Source organism: Candidatus Nitrososphaera evergladensis SR1, assembly GCF_000730285.1.
GTDB classification, from domain to species: domain Archaea; phylum Thermoproteota; class Nitrososphaeria; order Nitrososphaerales; family Nitrososphaeraceae; genus Nitrososphaera; species Nitrososphaera evergladensis.
This window is the reverse complement of sequence record NZ_CP007174.1, coordinates 412,001-435,810: the sequence shown is the minus strand read 5'-3', so window position 1 is coordinate 435,810 and position 23,810 is coordinate 412,001. Positions and strand designations below refer to the sequence as shown.

General features: G+C 53.8%; 17 protein-coding genes. 2 read left to right on the top strand and 15 right to left on the bottom strand.

The annotated features are described in order from the left end of the window. Nucleotides 1-6: 6 nt before the first annotated feature. Nucleotides 7-1,146 (top strand): hypothetical protein, encoded by a 1,140-nt coding sequence (locus NTE_RS02110; RefSeq protein WP_148699531.1) that lies wholly within the window; start codon nt 7-9, stop codon nt 1,144-1,146. After that, nucleotides 1,143-1,655, top strand: a complete 513-nt coding sequence (locus NTE_RS02105; protein WP_148699530.1) for a phage baseplate assembly protein V — start codon at nt 1,143-1,145, stop codon at nt 1,653-1,655. Before NTE_RS02110 ends, NTE_RS02105 begins: the two co-directional genes overlap by 4 nt. Nucleotides 1,656-1,664: 9 nt before the next feature. Here the strand turns inward: NTE_RS02105 and NTE_RS02100 are convergent, their stop codons facing one another. The 15 genes from NTE_RS02100 to NTE_RS02030 all read right to left on the bottom strand — a co-directional run bounded on the left by NTE_RS02100 (nt 1,665) and on the right by NTE_RS02030 (nt 23,425). Further along, entirely contained in the window at nt 1,665-1,985 is a 321-nt protein-coding gene (locus NTE_RS02100) for a hypothetical protein (RefSeq protein ID WP_148699529.1), read from the bottom strand. Next, nucleotides 1,982-3,964, bottom strand: a complete 1,983-nt coding sequence (locus tag NTE_RS02095; RefSeq protein ID WP_148699528.1) for an ATP-binding protein — start codon at nt 3,962-3,964, stop codon at nt 1,982-1,984. Before NTE_RS02095 ends, NTE_RS02100 begins: the two co-directional genes overlap by 4 nt. Continuing rightward, a complete protein-coding gene (locus NTE_RS02090) occupies nt 3,961-5,256 on the bottom strand; it encodes a Pvc16 family protein (protein ID WP_148699527.1) in 1,296 nt (431 codons plus the stop codon). The genes NTE_RS02095 and NTE_RS02090 overlap by 4 nt, the downstream gene beginning before the upstream one ends. Continuing rightward, the gene (locus NTE_RS02085; protein WP_148699526.1) at nt 5,253-6,350 is read right to left on the bottom strand and encodes a hypothetical protein; all 1,098 of its coding nucleotides are present in this window, start codon (nt 6,348-6,350) and stop codon (nt 5,253-5,255) included. The genes NTE_RS02090 and NTE_RS02085 overlap by 4 nt, the downstream gene beginning before the upstream one ends. Then, nucleotides 6,347-7,204 carry a hypothetical protein gene (locus tag NTE_RS02080; protein ID WP_148699525.1) on the bottom strand — a complete coding sequence of 286 codons (858 nt, stop codon included), beginning with the start codon at nt 7,202-7,204 and terminating at the stop codon, nt 6,347-6,349. The genes NTE_RS02085 and NTE_RS02080 overlap by 4 nt, the downstream gene beginning before the upstream one ends. A gap of 10 nt (nt 7,205-7,214) precedes the next feature. Next, nucleotides 7,215-7,727 carry a phage tail protein gene (locus tag NTE_RS02075; RefSeq protein ID WP_148699524.1) on the bottom strand — a complete coding sequence of 171 codons (513 nt, stop codon included), beginning with the start codon at nt 7,725-7,727 and terminating at the stop codon, nt 7,215-7,217. A gap of 5 nt (nt 7,728-7,732) precedes the next feature. Next, nucleotides 7,733-9,298, bottom strand: coding sequence for a phage tail sheath family protein (locus NTE_RS02070; protein ID WP_148699523.1), 1,566 nt, complete (start codon nt 9,296-9,298; stop codon nt 7,733-7,735). Between the two features lie 19 nt (nt 9,299-9,317). Continuing rightward, the gene (locus NTE_RS02065) at nt 9,318-9,749 is read right to left on the bottom strand and encodes a hypothetical protein (RefSeq protein WP_148699522.1); all 432 of its coding nucleotides are present in this window, start codon (nt 9,747-9,749) and stop codon (nt 9,318-9,320) included. Between the two features lie 117 nt (nt 9,750-9,866). Beyond that, nucleotides 9,867-13,481 carry a DUF6519 domain-containing protein gene (locus tag NTE_RS02060; RefSeq protein ID WP_148699521.1) on the bottom strand — a complete coding sequence of 1,205 codons (3,615 nt, stop codon included), beginning with the start codon at nt 13,479-13,481 and terminating at the stop codon, nt 9,867-9,869. Nucleotides 13,482-13,488: 7 nt separating this feature from the next. Then, nucleotides 13,489-16,077 (bottom strand): hypothetical protein, encoded by a 2,589-nt coding sequence (locus tag NTE_RS02055; protein WP_148699520.1) that lies wholly within the window; start codon nt 16,075-16,077, stop codon nt 13,489-13,491. Then, on the bottom strand, nt 16,074-18,944 hold the full coding sequence (locus NTE_RS02050; RefSeq protein WP_148699519.1) for a putative baseplate assembly protein: 2,871 nt from the start codon (nt 18,942-18,944) through the stop codon (nt 16,074-16,076). Before NTE_RS02050 ends, NTE_RS02055 begins: the two co-directional genes overlap by 4 nt. A gap of 1 nt (nt 18,945) precedes the next feature. Beyond that, a complete protein-coding gene (locus tag NTE_RS02045; protein WP_158385000.1) occupies nt 18,946-21,702 on the bottom strand; it encodes a baseplate J/gp47 family protein in 2,757 nt (918 codons plus the stop codon). Nucleotides 21,703-21,706: 4 nt separating this feature from the next. Next, entirely contained in the window at nt 21,707-22,093 is a 387-nt protein-coding gene (locus tag NTE_RS02040) for a GPW/gp25 family protein (protein WP_148699517.1), read from the bottom strand. Beyond that, the gene (locus NTE_RS02035) at nt 22,090-22,449 is read right to left on the bottom strand and encodes a hypothetical protein (RefSeq protein WP_148699516.1); all 360 of its coding nucleotides are present in this window, start codon (nt 22,447-22,449) and stop codon (nt 22,090-22,092) included. Before NTE_RS02035 ends, NTE_RS02040 begins: the two co-directional genes overlap by 4 nt. Before the next feature lie 121 nt (nt 22,450-22,570). After that, nucleotides 22,571-23,425 carry a ParB/RepB/Spo0J family partition protein gene (locus tag NTE_RS02030; protein ID WP_158384998.1) on the bottom strand — a complete coding sequence of 285 codons (855 nt, stop codon included), beginning with the start codon at nt 23,423-23,425 and terminating at the stop codon, nt 22,571-22,573. Between the last annotated feature and the right edge of the window lie 385 nt (nt 23,426-23,810).

Here is a 23,810-nt window from a genome sequence, read left to right as displayed (position 1 = left end):
TCCTCCATGGAAGGTCTGACAAACGTTTACGTCATATTGATGGCAGGACCCACCATCCCAACTCCTGTTCCAGAGGCTGTCGCCAGCGCTGTTGAATCAATCGAGGTCACAAATAGAGACATTGCTCCAGACGGCTTTGAGATCATCTTTAATGTTGGCAGGAGCAGGCAGGATCTTCAAGACTATGCCCTTATCGCAAATCCGTTGCTCAATCCGTTCAACCAAGTCAGGATAATTGTAACATTTGGCGGCATCCAGACGAACCTCATAAATGGAATAATTACAACCAAGCAACTGAGCCCGAGCCAGCAGCCAGGACAAACTAGGATGGTCGTAACAGGCGAGGATCTGAGCTTTTTTATGAGCAAAGACGAGAGCCCAACGACTCACTCGAGTCTGGATGATAAATCGATCGTGGAAAAAATAATCGCCAAGTACACGCAGCATGGAATTGAGCCGGACATCCATGAGGTGCAGTCGCCAGTGCGGCATCCCGAAGCAGACCAGGTCCCTTCCCAGCAGTCAACGGACCTCGACCACATCAAGGACCTTGCAAGAAAATACAATTATGTTTTCTTCCTAGAGCCGGCCCTTCTTACTAACAAGAGCAGAGCGTACTGGGGTCCAAGGAAGTACACTGGCGCGCCGCAAAAGGCCCTGACTCTAGACATGGGTTCGGAAAGCAATCTCAAGGCAATCAGCTTTCAGTACAATGTGACAGAGCCGACGATTGTTACAGGCAAGACAGTTGATATCGTCACGAACAAAGAGGTACCCGTTACGGTGACAGGAAGCAGCCTTCCGCCGCTTTCTCTTTATCCAGTTCTTTCTATGCAGGCGTCAAGAGTACAAAAGAAGAAATACAACAGAAGCAGCGCAAGCGCAGCGCAGGCAATGAGCGAAGCTCAGGCTGAGACCGACGAGTCCACAGACGCTGTCATTGCCACGGGTACACTTGACTCGCTTGCTTATGGCGGCGTTCTGCAGGCGCGCAAGCTGGTCGGCCTAAGAGGCGTCGGCTTTTTGCACGACGGCTATTACTACGTCAAGGAGGTAAAGCACGAGATCAAGAAAGGCGAGTACAAGCAGTCGTTCAAGCTTGTGCGCGATGGTCTTGGCTCGACAGCGTCGGTGCTCAGCACATGATAGAAGGCAGGAAACGCGTCTATGGCAAGTTCAGAGGCAAGGTAGCCGACAATGCCGATCCAAAGCTCAAGGGCAGGATCCGAGTCAAGCTAACCACGTCGATATACGGAGACGAGATGAGCGGATGGGCCGAGCCCAGCTTGCCGTACTGTGCCCCAGACGCAGGCTTCTTTTTTGTGCCTCCTGTAGACGCCAACGTATGGGTAGAATTCGAGGAAGGTGACCCCGACAAGCCGATTTGGACGGGCTGTTTCTGGAATCCGGACGAATCTCCTGTTAATGGCCTTGCCAGCGCGCAAGAGGCCCACAAGATAAAGATGATAAAGACAGAGTCTGGCACCATCAAGATTGACGACAGAGAGGGCCAAGACATCATTACCATAGAAACGGCGTCGGGCCTCAAGATAGTCATGAACTCTGAATGGATAGAGCTTTCTAACAATGCGGCAAAAATAAAGATGACATCCTCCAGCGTGTCGGTCAACGATGGCGCGCTGGAAGTAACATAGAGCAGGCAGCTAGACGGCCTTTTGAATGCTACTGTAGATGGACCGGGCAATGTCTGGTCCCAGAGATCTGGATGTTCTGGATGAAAGCTCAAACGAGCCACCATCCGTTACATTAAAGTCGCCGCCTCGAGCTATCTTTTTCTTGAACAATCCGCTGGCACCGGCATTGCCGGCTTCTTCTTGGCCACTGTCTTGGTGAACATGATACTCATGCTCAATCAGCCTTGCAAGTTCCGCGTTAATCGAAGATTCCAAGCCGGCAGCAGTGACGCCTCCCTCCAATCCCTCAATGACAAGCCGGTCAATGTTCACGTTCACCCTCACCTTCAACTTTTGGACCACCCTATCTCTGGCATCGGCCTTTCCATCTTGTCATACTCTTGCTTTGCCGCCTTCATCACGTGTCGCATCTCCACCTGCGTCTCCTCGTCTGCGGCCAGAAACGCCGCAGTCAGAGCGATGTTGTATATGCCGCCGCCGGTTACATCGAGCCGGGCAAGAAGGTCGTAATCCAGTGGCTTATTGCCAAGGGCTGCCTTGGGCATGATTTTTTTCCATATCTCTTTTCTGCTCCGCTCGTCAGGAAAAGGAAAGTTTACCAGAAATTTGATGCGCCGCACAAAGGCGCTGTCAAGGGCGCCCTTCATGTTCGTGGTCAGAATGGCAAGGCCGCGGTACGTCTCTATTCGCTGCAGTAGGTATCCCACTTCGATATTTGCGTAGCGATCGTGGCTGTCCTTGACCTCGCTTCGCTTTCCAAACAGCGCGTCGGCCTCATCAAAAAACAGGATTGCGCCCCCGTCCTCCGCAGCGTCGAACACACGCCGGAGGTTCTTTTCGGTCTCGCCTATGTATTTGCTTACCACCATCGAAAGATCGATCCTATAGAGGTCAAGGCCAAGTTCGCCGGCTATGGCCTCGGCTGACATGGTCTTGCCAGTGCCGCTGTCGCCGGCAAAGAGTGCGGCTATTCCCAGTCCCCTCCCCTCTCGCATTCCAAATCCCCACTCCTCGTACACCTTGTACCTCTGCCTGACAGTCGCAACGATAGAGCCAAGGAGGTCTTTTTCCCTGTCTGGAAGGACAATGTCTTCCAGAGTGACATGCGGCACTATCCTCTGGGCAAGGTCAGGCAGCCTGGGCAGGGCAACCTTCTGGCAGGCATGCCAGATGGCACTAGCCGGCTGCTCCCCTCCGCTTATCGACAGATGGGCTTCGTATGCTGCAGACTGGATCGACTCGATATTGAGGTTGAACTGATTTACGGCGCGCACAATAGCCTGATTGCACAACTCTGCTTTCTCTGAAGACACATCTTTCAAAAGCAGGCCTTGCCAGATGGCGCGCTGCTCGGCCTTTGTGGGCTTGGAGACATTGAAGGATAGTGCTGGCAGGGTGTCTGCCGGCGAGGCGTCACGGCGCGAAAGAAACGACAGTCCGGATAAGCGACCAGCAAACCTAGTCACCAGTTTCTGTGCTGCAGACTGCTCCACATCATGTGCACAAATGTAGAGAGAGGCACGAAGAAGCACTGATTCTCGTATCCACAGCTGGGTCAGCGCTTCAAGTTCGTCTGCCTTGGAGGGCAAGAGATCGCCGGCTATTTGCCACAAGTTCAGCCCAAGTTGGCCGCAGGCCTGGCCTGCCACCTGCTTTTTGCTTGCTTCGTCTGGCCCCACGAGTTGTATGATGCCCAAAGGTTGTCCGCCGGTCATCTCGGCATATTTCCATGCATTGACTATGGACAGTGCGATGGCTCTTTGTGACTCGCCTGCGGCATCGGCCGTAGCTACCGGCTCGAAAAGCCCGTGAACGGACTTGTCGAGGTACGATATACCCACGAGGTAGTGCAGCACCCTTTCGTCTATTCTCAGCTGACAGCCTGTCACTGGCCCCTGCCCGTAAAGCTCGATGAGCCGGAACCTGCGCAGAGGCGAGGTGGGTACGAGCGCGCTCCAGTGTGCGTCAGGAAGCACAGAAAGCGCAAGCGAGAACGTAGCAAAAGTGGCGTCAGGATTTCCATTGACCTTGGCGCACAGCTTTGGCACTTCAGAATCAAGTTCCACGGCCGAGCAGAGCACCAAGAGAGACTTTTCAAATTCCGAGAGGCCAAATGCGGCAGAGAGTTGTTCAATCGCAGGCATCGATGCGGTATGAACGGGGGCATTTGCCTCGGCATCCCAGACAGGACCCTGAGGAGGCGTCGACGAGGCTCCAGACTGGGTAGTACTGTTGCGCAATAGTTCCTTGACATAGTCGATGAAACTGACCATGTATTTCTGATTCTTGCTTGCCCACTCTTGGGTCATGTAATATCCACCGTTGGACGGCCGTATTCGCTGTTGTTTGGCGGGTCCGTACCAGGCTGGCTTTCTGCCCTGTCTATTTGCAGCCTCACAGGATATGTCCCCTTCTTTATTGCCGGCGGCAGGTCCACTTCGACCTTACTGGCATCATTGTTTAGCTTGACTTCTATTGGAGCCAGCGAGCCCAGTATCACGGTGACCTTTTGCTCCTTCTTTGCAGGGGGTTCGAATTCTACCACGAGCCTCTGGTTATTTGGAGCGTCAAGCTTGGCAACTGTTATTTTTGGGGCAACCGCAAAGACGGCGGTGTTGGACTCTGGCCCCCGGTGAGGTTTTCTCGGCGTTCCCAGGTTCAGCGGGTGGACAACCTTCAACTTCTTCACTCCTGCGGTGGAAAAGATCGGCGATTGGGAAGGATTCGGTATCTGGAGTGTTATCCTTTCTCCCCTTACAAGGTCAAGATCCAGCTTCTCCATTCGGTCAAACCGCAGGTCTTCGAGTTTCTCCCGGTTCAGAGTTTCCTCCTCCTGCTTTGTAACGCCGCGGCCATAGTCGAGCCGCACATCGTCCGCCCGCAGGTTTTGGCCGATTATGTCGACCTCCATTCCGTTTGCCGCATATTCAACTATCTGTGGCTGTATGTACGCTATCTCTGGGCTTCTGGCGGCGATGACGTAGACGTTGCGGTCGCGTACAGGTGACGGGGTCCTCTGCTCGCCAGTCCTGCCCTGAAGGAGCACCGTCGTGGCCTTGTATCCGGCGGAGAGATGGTAAGGACTGGTCTTGAAAAAGGACGACCAGAGCTTTGTTAGGTCTTCAAGGGACAGGTTCTCCCGAGTTATTGTGGTGTGTCTAACTTGGTCAGGAAGCACGAACTGGTCTATTCCAGGAAACTTGGCCTTGACTTCAGAAGTTGTCAGTATGGTTTCTAGGTCTTGGCGAAGTAGAAGCTGCCTTTCGTGGAGTTTTCTTGCGGCTATTGCCATAGCGATCTGCGCCTGCATATCATCATCTTTCTCCCCGTAGGCGGTAACAAGGTAGTGAAGGTCAAGCCAGAGCTCGGGCCGGTGCACAAGTTCTCGCCGGTCGTTGCGCGTTGGAAGGTCGGAGCCGTAATAGCCGGGGTTTTCAGAAACCCGGTAGAGAAACACGTTGACCCAGTTACGGCTGGTGTTTCCATCCTCTTTGCCGTCTGGAGACTTTAATGTCACTTTTAGCTTCGGGTCCCCGTCCAGCTCCAGAATATACCAGAAAGCCGCGGTAACTGCAACAATCTCGTACTGGTTGACGCTCATTTCTTGGCGTTTCTCCTCCTCAGATACTCGGCAAGCGACAGTGGAGGCGAAAATGCCGGCGGAGAGACAGGATGTTCAGACGGCTTTGGCTGTGCAGGAGCCCTTATCTCGATTCGTCCAATGTTCACCGTTACGATTGTTTCGCTGGCCTTTTCGCGGACATCCCTTTTTTTGTACTCAACATATGTCGGACGGACGGATGTTGCAGAGATTGAGTCAGCTGATGCAGACTTTGCTTCCCCATCACCTTGCTGCGCCAGACGGGCATGCGTGGACTGCTGCAGGAAGGAATCTTCATCCCGGCGGAGGTTCCTAACAGCGGAGGGTGGGAGTGCAGCCGGCAACCTGCCGCCTGTTATTTTGTCGTCAGAATCAACACGTACGATTGTTTCTTCTGCCCCTTTGCTAGGCACAGAAGGAGGCGCTCCTGCCAAAGCCGGAGCAGCGGCCTGCGAATTAGAAGCGGCATCGTTGTCATCCTTCCTGCCGTCGAAGGCATCCCTTCTTGACCTATCGCCTTTGTCTAGAGGCGCAAATTCAGTACGTTCCCCCTCGTTCATAACGCCGGCAGAGTCTTTGGGAGAATCGCTTTTGATAGAATCAAGATCGTGTTTTGTTTCGGGTTGGTCCCTTTGCGAATTGATGCCTGTTTTGTTCGGGGACTTGGGAATCGCAAAGCCGCGTTCTTGGGGTTTTACATGTGCCGAGTTGACATTGACATCCTTCTCTGGGATGCCGTCAGATTCCGGCAATTTGGAATCCAAGGAAGAAAGAGTCGACTTGTCATCTCTCGCCACGACCTGTCTTCGAGGAGGCTCAGCCTTGGCGGATTTGGCATCGGCCGGCTGATGGTCGTCTTTAGAAGCACTCTGCCGGTTACCTTCTCGGAAATCTCCATTGGAAAGTGGCGGTGTTCGCGAATAAGCATCTGTCAGCGGCTTAGGATGCAACGCCATATTCCTTGGAGCGCCGATAGAGTCAAGAGATTCAGGCTTTAGTGCTAGCTTTACAGCCGGGACTCTGTCCGGTCCTGCCCCTATCGTTCCTTCCACGATGCGCCGGAAATAGCCGTCGCGAGTGCTGCCAGCGGTCAAATCATCTCACCCGAGATGGTGGCATTGATAAGGTCTATGTACGCCTTTCTCTTCTTTATCGGAAGCGAAAGTATGTCCTTCTCACTCCAGTGGTAGTGAAACGCCAGCCAGTGAATATCCTTCTCTAATTGATTGCGGGCTGCAATACCGGTGTCCTGAAAGAATAGGCGCTCAATAGGTACCGAAGCCGAGAAGCTCCGATTGCACTCGGGGCATGAAACCCTAATGATGGTATCCGAGAGCGGATCCACCTCTTCAAGTGTAGAACTGACGGCCTCGTACACCTCATCTGGAATCCCGTCAGTTGCGGGAAGACTTGGCACGCAACTTCTAATACACATTCTTACAAGCGTGGCCTGAAAATCTGTTCTAGAGTGCGCCTTGGCAAAAAGGGCGTCCTGATCGGCACCGGTGACAGGATGTATCGCAAGTTGGTATTTGCCCGCCTGGACTTCGTATACCTCTCTGCGCTCCCGTGCCCCGCCTTCGAGTAGCTGTGTGATAGAGAGGTCCGCAGAGAGATTGTTGCCGCAGTTCGTGCAAGGAAGCACCAGCGAAATCCGATCACCAAGCATCGACCGTCTAATGTTCAGGAGAAGTGCGGACCTATCACCGAGGCAGAGCTGCCGTGTGATTTCCTCGCTATTTTCCGGCGGGACATCCTTAAAGTGCGCAAGCCGTCCAAGCAGCGCTATGGCTCTGCGATAGATTGGGGTCTCTGCAGGCAGGTCCAGAAGGAACTGTTCATCGTGACCTACAGGCTCCCGAAGAGTTGCCTCGGCTATCCACGAACCGTCAGGGCGTGGTATACCTCGGGGAAGAGAAACGACGGCCGCAGCGATAGCTTGAGACATTGGTCATCCATCACAGCTTCGGCTCGTTTGGCTCTGTCACGCTTTCGTCTCTCTCCCATCCCTCATTTTCAAGTTTTAGAGTCTGTATGGCTATCGCGTTGCCTCCCGCATCCAGTTGTGGCAGGGCCTGATATTCTGAAACCCAGCACCTATACACCTTGTATGCAATGGCAAGCTGACCAGCCTCGTTGTACACCTCAATGATGATATCTTTTCGGAAATCCTTGAGGGAGACCTCGGAGCCTAGGCCTGCGCCAAAGTTCCACACTTTGTTGGCCCACTTTTCAAACTCGAGGTCATGTGTGACACCGCGCGAGAGGGTTATTGCACCGTACGATGTCCTGCCAGGCGACTTGCGACTCATGCTGGGATCTCCACCTTCCCTATGCTCAATCGACGTTGTCGTCCGCGTGAGGGCAGACATCATGCTGAGACCGGCGACGAACTTGCCGTCCCACTTGATACGGAACTTGAAGTTCTTGTACGGGTCAAAGCGCTGTGCGTTTATCTCAAACTGCGCCATTTTGACTACTGCACCTCCGCCTGTCCAGCCAGCTGTTGGATCTTGATGATGACAAATTCCGCTGGCTTGAGAGCCGCAAAGCCTACAAGGATATTGACTATGCCCCGGTCAATATCGTACTGGGTTGTCGTCTCCCTATCGCATTTGACAAGATATGCTTCCTTTGGCGTGCTTCCCTGAAACGCCCCCTTGCGGAAAAGGTCATGCATGAACGACCCGATGCTCAACCGCAGCTGCGACCACAGCGGCTCGTCGTTTGGTTCAAACACGGCCCATTTGGTGTTACGGTACAAGGTCTCTTCTATGTAGAGCGCGGTCCTTCTGACAGGCAAGTACTTCCACTGGTTTGCAAGATTGTCGGCCCCCTTGGTGGTTCTTGCGCCCCACACCACCCTCCCAGCCGGAGGCAGAATGCGAAGGCAATTGATGCCTTGCTGGTTTATCGAGCCGTTCTCCAAGTCAGTGAGCCTCACTGTCAGGTCAGGGACTCCCAAAAGTCCGGCGTCTATTCCTGCCGGAGCTTTCCATATGCCCCGCTGGGCATCGGTTCGGGCCATCACGCCAGCGATGGCGCCACATGGGGCAAAATCTTTCAGCCTGCCCTCCTGATTTGGATCTGGAGCCCTTATCCGCGGGAAATAGATTGCTGCATTTTCGTGCCTGAAAAGCCCCGACGTGTTAGAGTCAATTCCTATGGAGCCGCTGATGGGATCATCTCTTGAATTCCAGTTGCTTGGCGGGTCCATTATTAGCACGGCCCGCTTGTCTTGGCAGTACTTTGCCGCCGTGGCATAAACCTCGCTATAGAATGCCGGAGCGGTAGTTCCATCGGGACTTGGAGGAGGTATGCACAGCAGATTAAAGATGTCCGCCTTGTCAAGAGCGTATATGCCAGTCTTGTGGTCGTTGGTGTTCTCGCCTTTTAGCTCGGCATTGGTAACGGCGACGCCATCGTCTCCCTTCTTGTCCGATACGATGTTGTCGCTCATCGACGGCAAAGCGTTGATTGGAGGATTATCCTTGCTCACCCGCAGGAGGTCCGACTCTTCGTCGAGCACCGTCTTGACAAAGCGTGGATCACCGGTGTTGATAGAGATGTTGAGAAATGTCTCTTGCTCGACGCCGGCGTCATCCAGGATGTGTAGATTGAAGAGATGCGGGCTAGGAACGTTCCTGCTGGCGTCGACCTTATCATCTATCTTTAGTTTGTAGTCGTTTGCCCACACACCGGGACTCGTCGCCTCAAATGTAATGCTGCCTGCGGCAAACCTTGCCTTGGACTTGTCTTCATCGCTTCCGGTCTGGGCCTTGAAGACCCTGACAATTACCGCGTCCATTCCCCCGTTAAGGAAGTACTGGTAGACGGCGTAGCTCATCGTGCTTTCCTTCCACAGCCCTCCAAAGATGCTTTCAAACTCGCCAAAGTTGTGTATGAGAACAGGCTTGTTGGTGGGGCCGGCAAGGGCGCGACCTACAAAGGCTGTAACTGATGTACTGACTCCGACTATGGTCTTGACGGGATTTTCAAGCTCTTCGATGTATACGCCCGGATAGGTTGGATTTGTTGGCATTGCATGACACTCCTTTTTCTTATGCGGCCATCCTTGCCACCACTACGTCGATATTACCCTCGGCGGCTTCGGTATTTTTGAAACTTATCTCCTTTGGGGCCTGAGCGAATAGTTGTATGACCGCGTTGCTGGTAAGAAAGTGGTCCTTGTCGAGTGTAACCTCTGCGCTTTCGCTGGCGCCATCCTTGAATTTGTAGGTGATCTTGCCCTGCAGGTTGGCTTCTTGCAGCCTTATATACATGAACTTGATCTGGTCTAGGTTGCCAGGCTGAATTTTTGCTGTAGTAACTACTGGAGTAGTCACGCCCCCGGCAACCGTCGCGGGCTTGGCTTTTACGCTCACTACGTCGACTGCATCAACTTCTACCGGACTGTTGGAGCCCTCGGAATAAGCAACCGTTGGTGCGCCTTCGATAGACATCGTGATGTTCCACGTTACGCTCTTGCCCAAAATTGGTCATCCAGAGATGCGACCAAATTTATTTAAGGCTATTTGTACCTCAACAGAGCCAATTTTTTCTAATGGCAGCATATTATTGAAAAGAAGGGGATTTGACCCAGACTGAATCTAGTCAGATAGGATCTTGTACAACGCCCTGCCAGAGATGCTCGGTTCCTCGTCATAGGTCGCGGTCATCGTTTGCTGGGTTTTTCCATTGAACTGGAATGTCTTGCCATCCGCTGTCGTTATCTTGCCTCCTCCGCGCATCGTCGTAATCTTTAGCACCGCGCCATACCTTCCTAGTTTGTCGTTTCTCTTCAGCTCCAGTGGAACGGTGACCGGCACGGTGCCGGTCTGGCTAATAGCGAATGTTGCTTTCAGCGAATCCTCGGTGTTAAGAGGATCTATAGCAAACACGACTACTGCAACCGGATCGCGGGTCGTGAGGGGAATATCATACACGGCCTTGTCAAAGCCGATGGAAATAGGCTCTCCGTATTGCGGCCTCTTTTCCTCCGGAGGAACGGCCCACCAGCGCAAAAGCACCATCTCCTTTTTTAGCGCCACCTTGGGGTCAATCCAGAGATGAACTTTGAAGGATGTGGGTGTTATCATCACGGGCTTGAAGCGGAGGTCGTCCTTGCTCGGGTAATCCTCAGTATACTCGACCCGCGACTCTTTGGAGGGATGACGCTTTCGCTCGACGAGCTTCTTTAGGATTTCAAGAAATTGCGACGTGTTGGTGACGACCTTTTGGGCGATCTTGAGAAAGAAGTCTGCCTCCTTTTTGGATATCGCCGCTTGCATGAACAGCCTGTCATAGATGCTCAGAAACAGATCCACTTCCTTTTTATCCAGTTGCTTCTCCTCTGTGAGTCTTTTCAGTACATCATAAAGCGCGGACCTTATCTCCCATTTGTTGATTGTTTGCCGTTTGCTGTGCTTTATAATAAAGTCCATGAGATACTTGATTTCATCGGCATTGAGCCAAGCAAGGTACTTTTCCTCAATGGCTAGCCCCAACATCACCGCAGGAGGAACAGACAGCCTGGGCAGGTAATGCTCAAACGGCCCGTACACAAGAGGCATTGGAAGGCTTTTCTGCGGCACTGTCAGCTCGAGTATACCAGTATTGGCCGCGGACACGGCGCTCTGCAGTCTGACGTTAAAGTACAAGGGCTGTATGGACGCCTTGTGCAGCTGGGCCGCGGCGCTTTTCCGGTACCACAGCTCTGCCTTAACCTGACAAATCTCAGAGGTGCCGTCAAGTTTCAGTTCAACACTTGCAATCCCGTTGGCAGGGTTGTCGCGGTCTGACGAAAGATTCCCGCCTGCGTTGGGTGGAACTTTTTCAAAACGCACTTCATAGTCTGTAGAGCTGACAGAAGTATTGCCGATTGCCACGCCTGCTGCCAAGGTGACGCTGACACCAGGCGGCACCTCCACTCCGTCGCCGCTTATGTAGTAGAACGACAGCCTTTGCTTGGCGTTAAAATGCAGGGCTGGAAGGCCAGCGCAGTCCGACAGGGTCGCTTCAACCTGCTGGTCAACCATTCCTTCGCCAAGCGTCCAGTAGCACTTGGCAATGCCGTTTACCACCTGTACGGACTGCGAAAGCTGCAGAGGCCCGTCTTCTGTCAGAGACAGGCCACCGGTGGATCCGGGCGGGACCTGCGGGTATTTGGCTAGTGCAAACTTGACGGTGGCCTTGGAGCCTAGGTAAGTCTTGTCAAGGGGCGTCCGTCCAAGCAAGGCCACTACCCGCAGTGGCGCCGCTAGATGGTTGTCCGGCAGGGCCTCCTGCCCGTCGCCTCCGGCATAATGGAGGGTAACAAGGTCAGCAACCGAGGAGAAAAAGCTCCTGACATCCCATTCATCTTTGGTAGAATACTTGCCCCCGGAATACTGCACTATTGCAAGCGGCGCGTAGTGATGGGCCACGCCCGCCGGCGGAAGCGCAAGCGGATCCGCAGAGTTCCCCGGCATGGTTGGCCACTCTACGCTCTCGGAGCTGTTTGCCCTTGCGGGGATTAGCCAGTAGTCACCCGTGCGCAGACCTTCGTCTGCGGCCTCTGTAATTATTTTGATCTGCACGCCGTCTTCAAGCAGGATATAACCGTCCGCGTCCTTGTCGCTTGCAGAGCTCAAAAGAATGTCCGAGTTGCCGCTTCTGTCCCATCTCCTTGCCTTTGGGTTTTGTGGGAAATTGACGCGGGTTATCGCGTGGCCTCGGATGGTGGCAGAATCGTACTCTACAATTAGGCCCTTGACCGTCTTTATCTGTACAAGAGTGCCGGGAATCCCCAGCTCTTCGTGGACGTCGTCGATTATCTCTATCCAGTCGCTTGGTCCAAAGTCAAGGTTTGCATCTCTTCCCCTGCTTCCAAGTTCAATTGTGTTTTGTATCGCGCCGAACTTGATCGTAGATACCACGACGCCGTTGTCCCTCGACCACTTGAAGGTGGCTTCTTGGGGCTTGCCGCCATTATGTACTTCCACGCGATAAAGGTGGTTTTCAAGGCCCCTGTAGCCCGCAGTCTCGTACAGGTCGCAGCTGTTGGCAGGAGGCACGGTGGGCTGAGCCCTTGCCTTCAGTTTGCCAGGCCTTGGACTAAAGCCGTTGACGAGGCTCTGCGCATCGCACCTGTCTGGTACGTCATTACCCTCTGTAAGAAGGTCAAGTTTGACTTGCCAGGCAGTCCGGGTCCTAGTCGACGTGTCTGGTCCGCCAAGCGCCTTTTCACGGATGTAGGCATCGTCGAGGAATGTGACGTTTCGGTCCCAGACGTCCAGATACGCCAGGTACTTGCCGTCCTTCTTTGGCAGGGAAGGGTTTCCAAGGACGTGCCACACCTTTCCGTTGTTTTCTGCGATGATTTCCGCCGCCACTGCGCCGGCAGGACCCTGCAGCGTGACTTTGCCTCCGGCCCTCTCTAGCGTTGCCTTGACGGGCGAGCCGGAAGCTGGCATCGAAACTACGAGCTTGTTGGCGTTGCCGGAGTCAAATGCGACGGTCATGGCGCGGGTGTCCGGCATGGAGGGTATCATGCCTGCTACAAAGCCGGCGACAGCGTCCCTCACTGCAGGTATCCCGTTTGCGCCCGGCCAGTCAAAGAGGTAGAACTTGGCGTCAGAGACATCGATGTCAGGCTGCCTCGAGGCTTCCATGTCGTAATCGTTTTCACACAGGATGCCATCGACGTAGTAATTGCCCCGGCGTATCATGTAGTTTGGAACTGATACCTGGCCGGCCTGGCTTGGAAATTCATAGAGTACAGTGCTACCGCCGTCTACCTTCAGCAAGACCTTGGTGGCGCCGGTGTTTGCGCGCTCAAGCGTTGCCTTGTGGTCGCCGTTTGTGATTGTTATCGTGTCGCCGCTTGCCGTGAACGGAAGTGAATCGCTGATCCATAGCAGGCCAAAATTTCCTCGCAAAAAGCCCCTTAGCGATTCTGTGTCCTTCAGGTACTGGATGCGTTTTTTGACGTCTAGTGCATCTACTTCGGCCTTTGTCTTTATATCGCTCCATTTGAACAGAAACGTAGAGATCTCGAACCCATCGTCCTGCTGCATGGTGCCGCTTTTTCCAATCAAATCACTCAGGAAAGTATGCTCGTGATGGGACCGAATGTCGTTCTGCTCGTTCCAGTCGGCGTCTACCTGAACCCTGCCCTGCTGCATGTCGACGCTGCTATAGTGGTTTCCCTTTCGAAACGTCGACCTTGTAATATCTTGTGTCATACTATCATCACGTCACCAGAAATACTCCCGCTTCAAGGCCGAATCTCAGATACTCGTTGAGGACCTGCTTGACGTCGGCAATGCGCTGGGCCTGGAACAGATGGTTAAATGCGCCCATTTCGGCGCCGTTGTCTGCCCCGGCAAATATTTCTGCACAGACGTCGCGGTACAGCTGCGCGTATCCCGGATTGCCGTACTTTTCGGACGTAAACGTAGGAACGACATTAGGATTTTGCTCCGTTGGAAGGCACATGTAGCGCTGAGGGGTCTTGGAGCCTTCAAGAGGAATGTAGCTAAAACGTACGCAGCCCTGCTGCGTTATCATGGACGTTATGGTTCCGGTAAATATCGAGTTGCTTGCAAGGTCCAGCCTGTCAACATCTGTCTTGCCAAACACGGTCGAGTTTTGTAGTGAAGCCGAATGAACGCTTATTGCAACTCCGCTGCCTGCGTCAATGATGCTGTCAGTCGCAGACAGATGCACATCGGTCTTTTGCGTGTCAATCCTGCCTGTTATTGACCGGATGAATGAAGCATGAAGGTCGTCATTTCCTTCCTGGACATACATGTTCTTTTTGCCATTTTCAGTGACGACGGTGAATTCATAAACATTCTCCTGTAGCACGCCTGCCTCGGACAGCGTAACGCGAGCCACTTTTTCGCCATCGGCGAGGATGATGTACAGCGAATTGTGTCCGGCTGTCACGGATAGCTTTTCGGCGTTGCTGTCGTCATCATCGCTTGAAAAGGGTGGGCTGTCGGGAATCCATCCGGCGCAGTTTGTCTTTAGGAATTTTGCCAGAGCTTTGCGCTGGTTCTGATCTGAAACGACCTCGTCCCATGAGCACAGCAGCTTGGGCTTTTCCTCTTCGACAGTAAGAGAAGCGGAGGGTCCGGCAGGAGGCAGAGTACAATGACTAACGACCAGCTCTGACATGTCACCGGCCTTGACGCGTATGTTTGAGCGGATCAACAGCCCATCAAGGACCAGCCTGCTACCTCTTTCTCCCCGCACAGTGATCTTTTGCAGGATGGGCCGCTGGTTAGCCGCTGCGACTATGGCAACGGTGCTGTTTGCAGGAAGATCTAGGTCTATGTCTCCGGCGGCCGCGCGGTATTCCAGGCTGTCGGCCACCTCAAAGACGACTTGTTTTTCATTTGAGAAGTCCCACCACATCTTGGCCTCCGGAATGCTGCCGTACGTATCCTCATGCTTTGAAACATAGATGGCGCCGTTGATTTCCCTTGCAAAAAATTCATACTTGTCGACTCCGTTTACCTGCAAGAGCGCACCGACATTTCCTGCGGTAAGCGACAGTGTCAGCCTGTTGGCGCCACTTGTAAGGGTAATCTGGCGTCCTGTGCTTGCGAACGTTGCCCCGGCGTCAAGCCATTCTATCCCAAAGTCGTTGCGCAAAATGTCCATCATGTGCGCGGTCGCTTGGTTTTGGACGCTACTCCAGACAAACACTTCGCGCTGGGCTATCCTAAAGCGCCTAGGCTGGGGCATCGACTCGGTCTGGTCCTGCCTGCCGTACTGGCCGCCGCCCACCTTGCCAGAAAAACCGTAGTAATACGAGACCACGACCTCGTCGGCATTTTGCGGCAGCGAAATTCGCCCGCGCGCCGGGTCTATAGCAACCACGTCTCCCGCGGCCGGCGATTGCCAACCAGCTACATCCCAGTCCTTTAGGCTGCAGACCATGACATCACGCAGCTCGATCCTGCGCCGCTCTACCTTGCCAGCGTATTTGACTTGGAGAAATATGCTTTTTCCATAGCCATAGTATTTTTCAGGAGCGTCATGCAGCGTCCTCGGACTTATCGGTGCTGGCACGTTGATCTCCTCGGCGATGTGCGATATCGACGTCTCGTCGGCAGGCGAGTTGAATATCGGCGCGTCAAACCCAAGAGGGCTAAACGTGAATCTTTTCCCGTCTTTTTTGAATGCCGGTGTGCCAAGCGACGGAAAAGCCTCGAGTCGGTAGAGAAAGAGTCCGACGTTTGGTATGTTGTACCTGCCCCTGTTGCTGGAAATGCTCCTTACTTCCACCGTATGAGCAGCGGTGTCAAAGGGCGTTTCGATGAGCTCCAGCCTGGACTGGTTTCTAAGGTCTGGAGCTTGGTGGTTTGCCAGCCTGACATGGTTGACGTTCTGAGTAGTGCACAGCAGCTGGAAAAACTCGACGGCCCTTGCGCCCCACTGCGTTACGTCGCGGGCAAGTTGCTCAAGCACAAAGGCCGTGCCCTTGCGCCTGCGGTAGGCGATGGTGTTTGCGACATAGGCGCGCTGCGACAGCTCTTCAAGCGTCGAGATGGATGAGCTCTTGCTTGCGCTCAGCGAACGGGCGCCCACAAGATCCGCAATATAGGCAGTCACCCATTCGTCGCACGTGTCAATGAACCAGTTGTCGTGCAGGCCGCCAATGTCCTCTTCCATCATCGCCACGTTCTCGGCGATAATCCCGACGAGGTCCTCAAGGGGCTTGCCCAGTTTTGCATCGTGCTGGCGGTACACCGCAGGAATTAGCTCGTACAGTTTTTCCTTGGTGTAGCCCGAGGTTACCGGCTTTTTGTTTCCTTCCGACTCGCTCATTGCGGCGACGCCTCCATTTTGTCTAGGGAAATGCCGTCCGCGTTTATCAGAAGAAGGACAGGGACAGGTATGCCGTCAGACTGTACACCGTTGGGATCCCTTGCCCGTACAACATCGGTCGGCTCCTTGATGTCGTGGTCGTAAATGCTTTTTACCTCTACTGCAACCACCCCTTCGACTCCCTGCATCACAGAGACGACCTCCGAGAGGGTAACTGCTTGGCCGAAATTGCGCTTTTCAAAAGAGAATGTTTCTTTGAGCGCGCTCTTGAGCTCGGCCTGCACGTCTTCAAACTTTCTGTCGGAGGAGACCTTTATCCTTGCGTCCACGTCAAACAAGCGTGCCTTGAACGAGGAAAGGATAAAGCGAGACGCAGGATCCTTGTAGTTTTCAATCGCCTGTTCGAGCTTGGAATAGAGGTTGTCGGTCTTTTTTAGCTCGGCGCCGCTTGCCGTTGCGACGGCCACCAGCACGACGTTGTCGTTGCCTATTCTTATTGGGTACGAGCCGGCCTTGCCAATCCCCTGAAAGCCCTGGGCGAAATTCTTGTAGTCCTCAAGCGAGACGATGCGGTCCATGGTCAAAACCGTCCTGGGCGCGTTCTTGCGGGCGTCATCAAGTTTCTCTGGATCCCCTGCGCCAGAGGTAGCAAGGGGGTTCGTCACTTTGGAAACTCCAAGGGGCCGTGTCAAAAGTTGGCTCAGCTGGTCGGCCTTCAGTAGGCCTTTCATGCCTATTCCAACGCGGTAGGTAGCCTGGATGTTTTCCGCGCCGGCAGGCGGCAGCCTCCCCGTTACCCCATCGCCAAAGATTACCGTTGTCTTGCCGCCGTCGCTCCTGCGAGTGACAAACGCCTTGTCGCGGTGGTCCAGGTTTTCAAACGACTCTTTTTCTTCCCATTCGACGCCGTCGATGACCACCTTCAACGTGCTTGCTGCGCCTGAAGCATTGGCGGCAGGGACAAAGGTGAGAGGGCTGTCGCTGAGTTCAAACGCTTGGAAGCGCTGAGCGGGGTCCCCGCTCCCTATCGGCACCTGCTTGGTCTCGCCGTGTGTGGCAAGGGCGACGTTTGCATTTATCGTGACGGTCTCACGCCTGTATGAGTATTGCAGTTTTGAAAGATACATCGTCGTCAGCATGCTCACCCTGTCAAAGTGGACTATTTTGGACACGGTTGCCACCTCTCTTCCCATGACTCCTGGCTGCTGCGCAAGCTCGCCCGACACTATGACAGGCCGATCTGCCACCAGGTTTCCAACCATCCCGTCAAGGATTACTGCGTTCTGGCTGTCCTGAATGTCGCCGGTGACGGCCACGTCGGCAAGTTCAACTTTCTCGGGAGCGCAATATACCACGGTGTCGCGGAAGAAAAAGTAACCCAGGTCATCTACTATAGGATCCTTGGATGCTATGTGCTTGGTCTTGTGGCCCTTTTCATCCTTTTTGGTTACTTTGAGGTTTGCCAGGGTGTCGTCCAGCAAGGTGCCCGTCGCTTTGGCGCTTTGCGCAAACTCCGCAAGGCTGGCGTCGGCCGTTTCTGCCACGTAGTAGGCTGACACGCGTGACGGGTTTGCAAGAATAACCCAACTTTCCTTTTTGACGCTTGGATAAACGTTGTCCAGGTAGATGAGGTGGCCGTTTTCATTGTAGAATGCAAGATCGGACATATCTCTGCGAGAAGCCTTCATTTTTTTTCTGGAACTGCGATTCACCGGGACTGGGTACGTGTCCCAGTCATGTGGATAGGGCGCCTCGATTTTGTTTGGGAACCGTTTTGTGGGATCAGTATAGTCAAAGCGCATCTCAGGAGGCAGGCTGGACCAGAGCGGTGCGCTGTTGCCAAAAACGCCGCACTTTACCCGGAAAGCGTAGACAGAGCCAGAGGCCGAAGTGTCGCTCTCTCGCTCGGAATTGACTGCGTCGACGACCTTGTCCACTGACCAGCCCTTGAGAGTCGCAAGGGCCTGAAGCTCTGACTCTTCCAGGCTTTGAAAAGAGATCAACGACCTTAGGTCGCCGTACGTAAAGTGGGTTTCAGAGTCTATCACAGAGTCATCGGGTTTTGTCGCAGAGTCGCCCTTTGCAGGAGGCGGATTCTTGACGGGCTCAAAGCCGGCGCCTGCGGTGTCAAACAACACCACGGTCTGGCGTTTTGGAGCGTCGACCAACACCTCCCGGGCAATGACAAATGCCGCCTCTGCCTTTCCGGCCTTGCTTATCACAAACAAGAGCCCATCCCCTACACGGACAAGAGTCGAGGTGCCCTCAAGGACAACTCTACCTTCTTTTAGAGCAGTTTTGAGATCCTGCTTTTTCACCTGCCGGGGCAGGATTGCGTTCCACTCCTTCCTTGCCTCGATATCCTCCATCGTCTCAAAGGTCTGCGGAAGCTCGTCCTGCGCAGGAATACTCTGCACCTTCGATCCAGAGGGAATCTTGGCACGCCGGGGCGATCCCGGCGAGGTCTCCATCGAAAAAGCTAGATGGGCGCTGGCCGCTACGCCCGGCCCAAGCTCGTAGCCAATGCTACGGGCAAGCTCCAGAACCGACCTGCGCTCCGTGGCGGTTCGCAAGAACCCCTCGTTTGCTATACGCTCCTGATAGAAAGAGAGCACGTCGGCGACAAGGGCCCACGAGTCCAGAATGGCTATCGAAAGGTCAGAGTCATCCCTCGTCTTTAGCGCCTGGAGCCTTGTCTGTGAGGCGATGGACGAGACCATGTCGGCCTTGAACTGGGCGTGAGTACCTACCCTGTAAGAAAGGGAGCTCTGGCCGGCAGGATTGTATATCCTTGCAGGAGTATACTTTTTCCTTTCAGGGCACCCGCAGTTGGTGGAATGGCCGCAGCTGCAACAATTGCCTTCCATGTCAGACGCCGCCGCTCCCGCAGAATTCGAATCTGATTATGCCGTTTTCGGCAAAGTTTGGATCGTTGTCAAGCCGGATTATCTCCATATGCCCTGTCCTTATGGCGGCATCCTCAAGCTCGTGATTGGGCTTCTTCGCCCACCGGTGGAAAGACTTGACGACCACAGACTGGACGCCGTCCACGGCAAGCGCGGCTTCGTATACCTTGCTGAGGTAGACTGGTTGGCCAAAGGTAAAGTTGTCAGGATGAAAGAAGCCTCGGCTGCCGTTTGGAAGAACCCTGTTGCTAAATGCGTCGACAAGGCGCTCCTTGACTTCTCCTTTAAAGTGTCCTTCCTTCAGGCACACCTCGATGGCTATATCAAGGGGCACGTATATCGGCGGCTGCACCTCGATATCGTAGCCAGCCAGCCGGTACTTTTCCAGAAAGTCAAGGATCTCGTTTCTAAAAGCGCCGTCGACCTGCTGCCCGCCCTTTCTATCTATTGCCACGAACATGGTGTACCAGCTGCCGGTCCACCTCTTGGCTGCTGCCGCCTGCTGCACCTGCGGGTGGCGCTTGAGCACCTCTTCATAGTCCGCCTCTGTTACGGCGCGCTCTTGCCTGCGGAAGGCCTGAGGGGCGTGCAGGCTGATGCTCGCAAGGGTCTCCGGGTCCTGGCCTCCGGCGGCAGGCAAGGGATTGAATGCGACAATTTCTTCTGCCAGCTTGCCATTTTGCATGACGACTCTGGTTATCGACTCGGCTCCTACGTTGCCCCTTACCCCGTTTCCAATCCTGTATGTGGCTCCAAACTGCACGGGCTTTCCCTGCCGGATGGCAAGAGCCCACGCCTTTCGGCGACTTTCCCCGAACCGGATGTATGAGATGCCATCCACCTCGGTCTCGACGGCAAACACCCGGGCAAACTCGTCGTTTGAGAGAAGGTCTCTGTCAGGCTCCCATGTCAGCCGGTCGTTGCTCTTGTCAACCAGTTCAATCGCAGGCAGGACTTGGTCGGCGCCATAGGAAAATGCAGAAGCGGCCGAGCCTCCTTCCCTTGAGGATGCGTCAAAGCCCGGCCCGGCCATCGTCAACGGTCTCTCGGAAAGGCGCGGATAGTACTTGCCCGATGCCACCCTGTTTTCAAGATTTTCTGTGACCGTAAGGCCGTGGTCGGCAAGGACGGTGTTGCCATAGACCAGGCTTGCCGGCTTGCCGCCAGAAGCAAGGCAGAGTGAAAACGGCAGGGCGTCTTCTCTGGCCCAGGACACCTGAAGCACGCTGGCTCCTGTAAGAGGGTCCACTGCCGTGCTGAGGCGTGTCAGCCGCACCGCATGACGGCGCGAGATATCTGCATCTTGTATCCCAGACTGGGACCCGCGCTGCGCAAAGACAAGCACGTCTCCCACTTGAAGGCACGAGGTCTTGATGACATGGTCGTTACCGGCAACAACCTTTTCTGCTGCAAATTCATAGAGGCCCTCCTCGTTCACCGACAGGACGGCCTTACCGTTAGCGCTGTCCAGTTTTATCACGAGTTTGTCGCCGGCGCTAAGCATAGTAAGGGTATCAGGAGAATTCTTTGTTATCGCGGCCTTGGCGACCCACCCAAGGCCAAAGTTGTTCTCGAGGTAGCCGGTCAGCTTTTCAGAGTCGGCTCCTGGCACGGCGTTCCAGTTAAAGACGTCCACGCTTTCAAGGCCGGCGCCGTCGATTGAGGCAGAGATAGCGCCGGCCGGTAGCCAGCAGTCGGTCTCTCCCCAAGTGTAGAAATTCATCTCGTTCTTGCCGGGGTACAGTGTGGCCTTGTACATTGTCTCAAATACCTCTGCGCCTTTGGCCACCTCTTCGTCTATTGACCGGAAAACGCCGGCTCCGGCGGCAGCTTCTCCTTCGACCTTGGTCAGAAGGGTTGTTCCCTTCTCTAGCTGCATCGGAGAGTTGACGCTAAAGCAGACCCATGCACGGGCATTGCGACCGTCGTTCACAGGATAGTCGAGAAGGCGTGCATGCCTTGCGGCCGAGATCCTTTTTCTTGCCGTTCCCAAATAGCCCTCGGTCGCCACGGCGTCCTGGTAGTAGCTGAGGTGGTCTCCGACATAGGCGATAACCTCGGCCAGCATCATGCCAATGTCGGCTGGATTTCTGTCCTTCCAGTTTGGCATGATAAGCGTGAGCCTGTCAAGCACCAGCTTACGAAAACTGGCATAGTCCTTGGCCATGTAGTCTATGGCCGGCTCCTCAAGAACCTCATTTGAGGGCTCTTTGCACAGACAGTCAAACTCGGCCTTGCATTCTACCATAAAAGAGAACCTGACCCTTGAAAGCACCGGATCAAATCCTAGCGGCGGCTTGCCTGGCGAATCCTTAAGGGTCAGCTCGTACGTGGAAAAGTCGCCACAACTGGAAGGCCTTATGACAATGGCTCTGGCAGGATCCTCGATCTTGTTTATGACCTTGTCTCGCTCCTCATTTGAGACGAGGTGTCTAAATGGGCCCGGAGGGTTATCGGCAAGCTCTGTCGCAGTATGCACCCATTGCGCTGATACTCCCCTTATCCTGACTCCCCCTTCGATGACTACATTTTCAGCGCCAAGGGCAGCAGGTGGTACGTCCTTGAAGCAGTACAGTATGACAAGGGGGTATGGAAAAGTGCCCGCCATAGAATGCACGGTCCGAACTTCAAGGTAGTCGACTCCGTTTAGGTTGGCGTCGTCCCGGATTGCGGAGCGCCTTGCGTCGCTTCCACACTTGAACTGCAGCGCCTCGGCCATCTTTTCATGACTCCCTTGTAAATTCTGCAGACTGGCGCTGCTGGCTGCGCTTGATGATATAATGCACGACGACGTGGAGGGAGGAGTCTTCATTTCTCACCACTACGGACTCGACGTGTATCAGATCTCCAAGCCATTGCTGCAGGGCCCCGTGCACCAACAGCTGCGTTGCCGACGCTAGCTCATTGCTGTTTGGCGAAAATACTAGCTGGTTAACGCCGCTTCCAAACGTAGGCCTGTTCACTCGTTCGCCAACGGCGGTAAAAAGGACCTGTTCCACCAGCTGTTTGATGTAGTCGGTGCTGGTCGCAGACGCAGTGCGACCACGGCCATCCACGTTAAATGGGTACCGGTTATAGTAGGCACGGTTGGCGGAGGTCGGGACGGTCATATTCCCTTGACCCTCGTCTGCGTCGTCGTTATGGTCGGCGCGCCCTGAAGAATTTGTTCTCCGCTCCAGCATTGGCCCGTACTGTCCTGCAGTACCACCGGCTGGCCCATCACTTTGACTCGGCTTGCCAGATTTGTCCACGTGACTGAAACGCACGGCTGGGGCTTTGATCCTGCAGGTGTCGGAACTTGAAATCCGCAGCCAGTTACGGTATACTCGCCTGGCTTGATTGGTACTTGCTGAATTGCTACCTGCTGACTGCTTACTTTAACGCGGGTATTGGTAGAACTATGATTGACTTGAGCCGAGTGAGCGCACATTGCATTTCCGCCGACGTGAAAAAGGTATCCAGGCATTACACCTTGCTCCCGTTTTCAAAAAAGAAAGGCCTCATGCTGTGGTTCGCTGTGCATACAGCCCGGATGTTTTTAGGCATTCTGCCAACGACTCGGCCAAATTTTTTCGGCGCCGAAAAAGTCAATTTCCAAGCGCGTGGTGGCCCAGTTTGACTTTTTCCCTTATCAGGATGTCGATTTGCTCGTGGAGAACATTCTTGTGGTGCATGAGCATCTCCCGCACCACCCAGTCGTCATCATTGTCGCTTATGACCTGTCCGGTGTTGTTGAGCGCGACTCTTAGTATGACTATCATCTTGTCAAATGCCCTTCTTCTTCTTTCTACGTCTCTTGACTCTATACCCCCCTCCTCGTCCTTGTATTGGTTCACAAGCTCTCGGGTCTTGCGCAGAGAAAGATGGCGCTTGTTTATCAGAGCCGCTAGCTCGGATTGTTTGGTAGGGTCCTTTACGGAGCATAGCTCCTCGGCCACGCTCGAGTTAAGGGACGAGTCGATAATGGAGCTGATTACGTCAGAAGGCATGTCAAGCAGCTTGATCTTTTTGGTGATGTAACTTGGGCTCTTGCCTATTCCTTTGGCAAGCTCAGAGACTCCTCCCCATCCAAAATCTGTCACGTACCTTTTGAAGGCCTCTGCTTCTTCGATTACGGATAATGTCTCCCTCTGTATGTTTTCAATTATAGAACATTCGAACGCTGCCTTATCGTCAAGCTCTACAACATGGCAGGTTATCTTTCTCCATTTCAGAATCTCGCAGGCCTTGCACCTTCGGTTGCCCGCAACAATTTCAAAATAGCCATCCTTTGGCCTCACCAGTATAGGTTGGAGAAGGCCATTTTCCCGGATCGAATCGGCCAGTTCCGCGATTGATTCTTTTTGAACCCTGATAGGAGTCGCGGAATATCTAACTTGGGAGATGTTAATGTCCTGAATCAAACCACGGCTTGATGAGAGAAGGCCCAAAGAATTGGACATGGCACACATTCACTTTCTGGTAATTATTATCCATTCCGCCATTCATTGGAAATTTTTTTATAAATGCACTTTTGATCTTCTATATAATAATTTCTTGCCGTTATAGGTGATACTATTTAACCAAATCGCATGAGTTGAATTATTTCTATATTCTGTCACAGATAATAATAGGATCTAGAGAATATAGAATCCGTATAGATTTGAAATTATGATTTAGATCTAAACGCCGCCAGGTATAGAATTCATCTTGCATGATCAAAATTTATGCGAAGGTGATTATTGCCGGTAGTGATAGGTTGGACAAGCCTTTTCTACACGAGAAGTAATTCAGTCTTGCCGGATGTCCTCTGCATTTCAAAGTGCGGGTGAAAAGAGCAGCAAAGCC

What these genes read in the sequence shown, in the direction of transcription:
- NTE_RS02110 (WP_148699531.1), top strand. Translation starts at nt 7, where the DNA reads ATGGAAGGTCTGACAAACGTTTACGTCATATTGATGGCAGGACCCACC.
- NTE_RS02105 (WP_148699530.1), top strand. Translation starts at nt 1,143, where the DNA reads ATGATAGAAGGCAGGAAACGCGTCTATGGCAAGTTCAGAGGCAAGGTA.
- NTE_RS02095 (WP_148699528.1), bottom strand. Translation starts at nt 3,964, where the DNA reads ATGACCCAAGAGTGGGCAAGCAAGAATCAGAAATACATGGTCAGTTTC.
- NTE_RS02090 (WP_148699527.1), bottom strand. Translation starts at nt 5,256, where the DNA reads ATGAGCGTCAACCAGTACGAGATTGTTGCAGTTACCGCGGCTTTCTGG.
- NTE_RS02080 (WP_148699525.1), bottom strand. Translation starts at nt 7,204, where the DNA reads ATGTCTCAAGCTATCGCTGCGGCCGTCGTTTCTCTTCCCCGAGGTATA.
- NTE_RS02075 (WP_148699524.1), bottom strand. Translation starts at nt 7,727, where the DNA reads ATGGCGCAGTTTGAGATAAACGCACAGCGCTTTGACCCGTACAAGAAC.
- NTE_RS02070 (WP_148699523.1), bottom strand. Translation starts at nt 9,298, where the DNA reads ATGCCAACAAATCCAACCTATCCGGGCGTATACATCGAAGAGCTTGAA.
- NTE_RS02060 (WP_148699521.1), bottom strand. Translation starts at nt 13,481, where the DNA reads ATGACACAAGATATTACAAGGTCGACGTTTCGAAAGGGAAACCACTAT.
- NTE_RS02055 (WP_148699520.1), bottom strand. Translation starts at nt 16,077, where the DNA reads ATGAGCGAGTCGGAAGGAAACAAAAAGCCGGTAACCTCGGGCTACACC.
- NTE_RS02050 (WP_148699519.1), bottom strand. Translation starts at nt 18,944, where the DNA reads ATGGAAGGCAATTGTTGCAGCTGCGGCCATTCCACCAACTGCGGGTGC.
- NTE_RS02045 (WP_158385000.1), bottom strand. Translation starts at nt 21,702, where the DNA reads ATGGCCGAGGCGCTGCAGTTCAAGTGTGGAAGCGACGCAAGGCGCTCC.
- NTE_RS02040 (WP_148699517.1), bottom strand. Translation starts at nt 22,093, where the DNA reads ATGACCGTCCCGACCTCCGCCAACCGTGCCTACTATAACCGGTACCCA.
- NTE_RS02035 (WP_148699516.1), bottom strand. Translation starts at nt 22,449, where the DNA reads ATGCCTGGATACCTTTTTCACGTCGGCGGAAATGCAATGTGCGCTCAC.
- NTE_RS02030 (WP_158384998.1), bottom strand. Translation starts at nt 23,425, where the DNA reads ATGTCCAATTCTTTGGGCCTTCTCTCATCAAGCCGTGGTTTGATTCAG.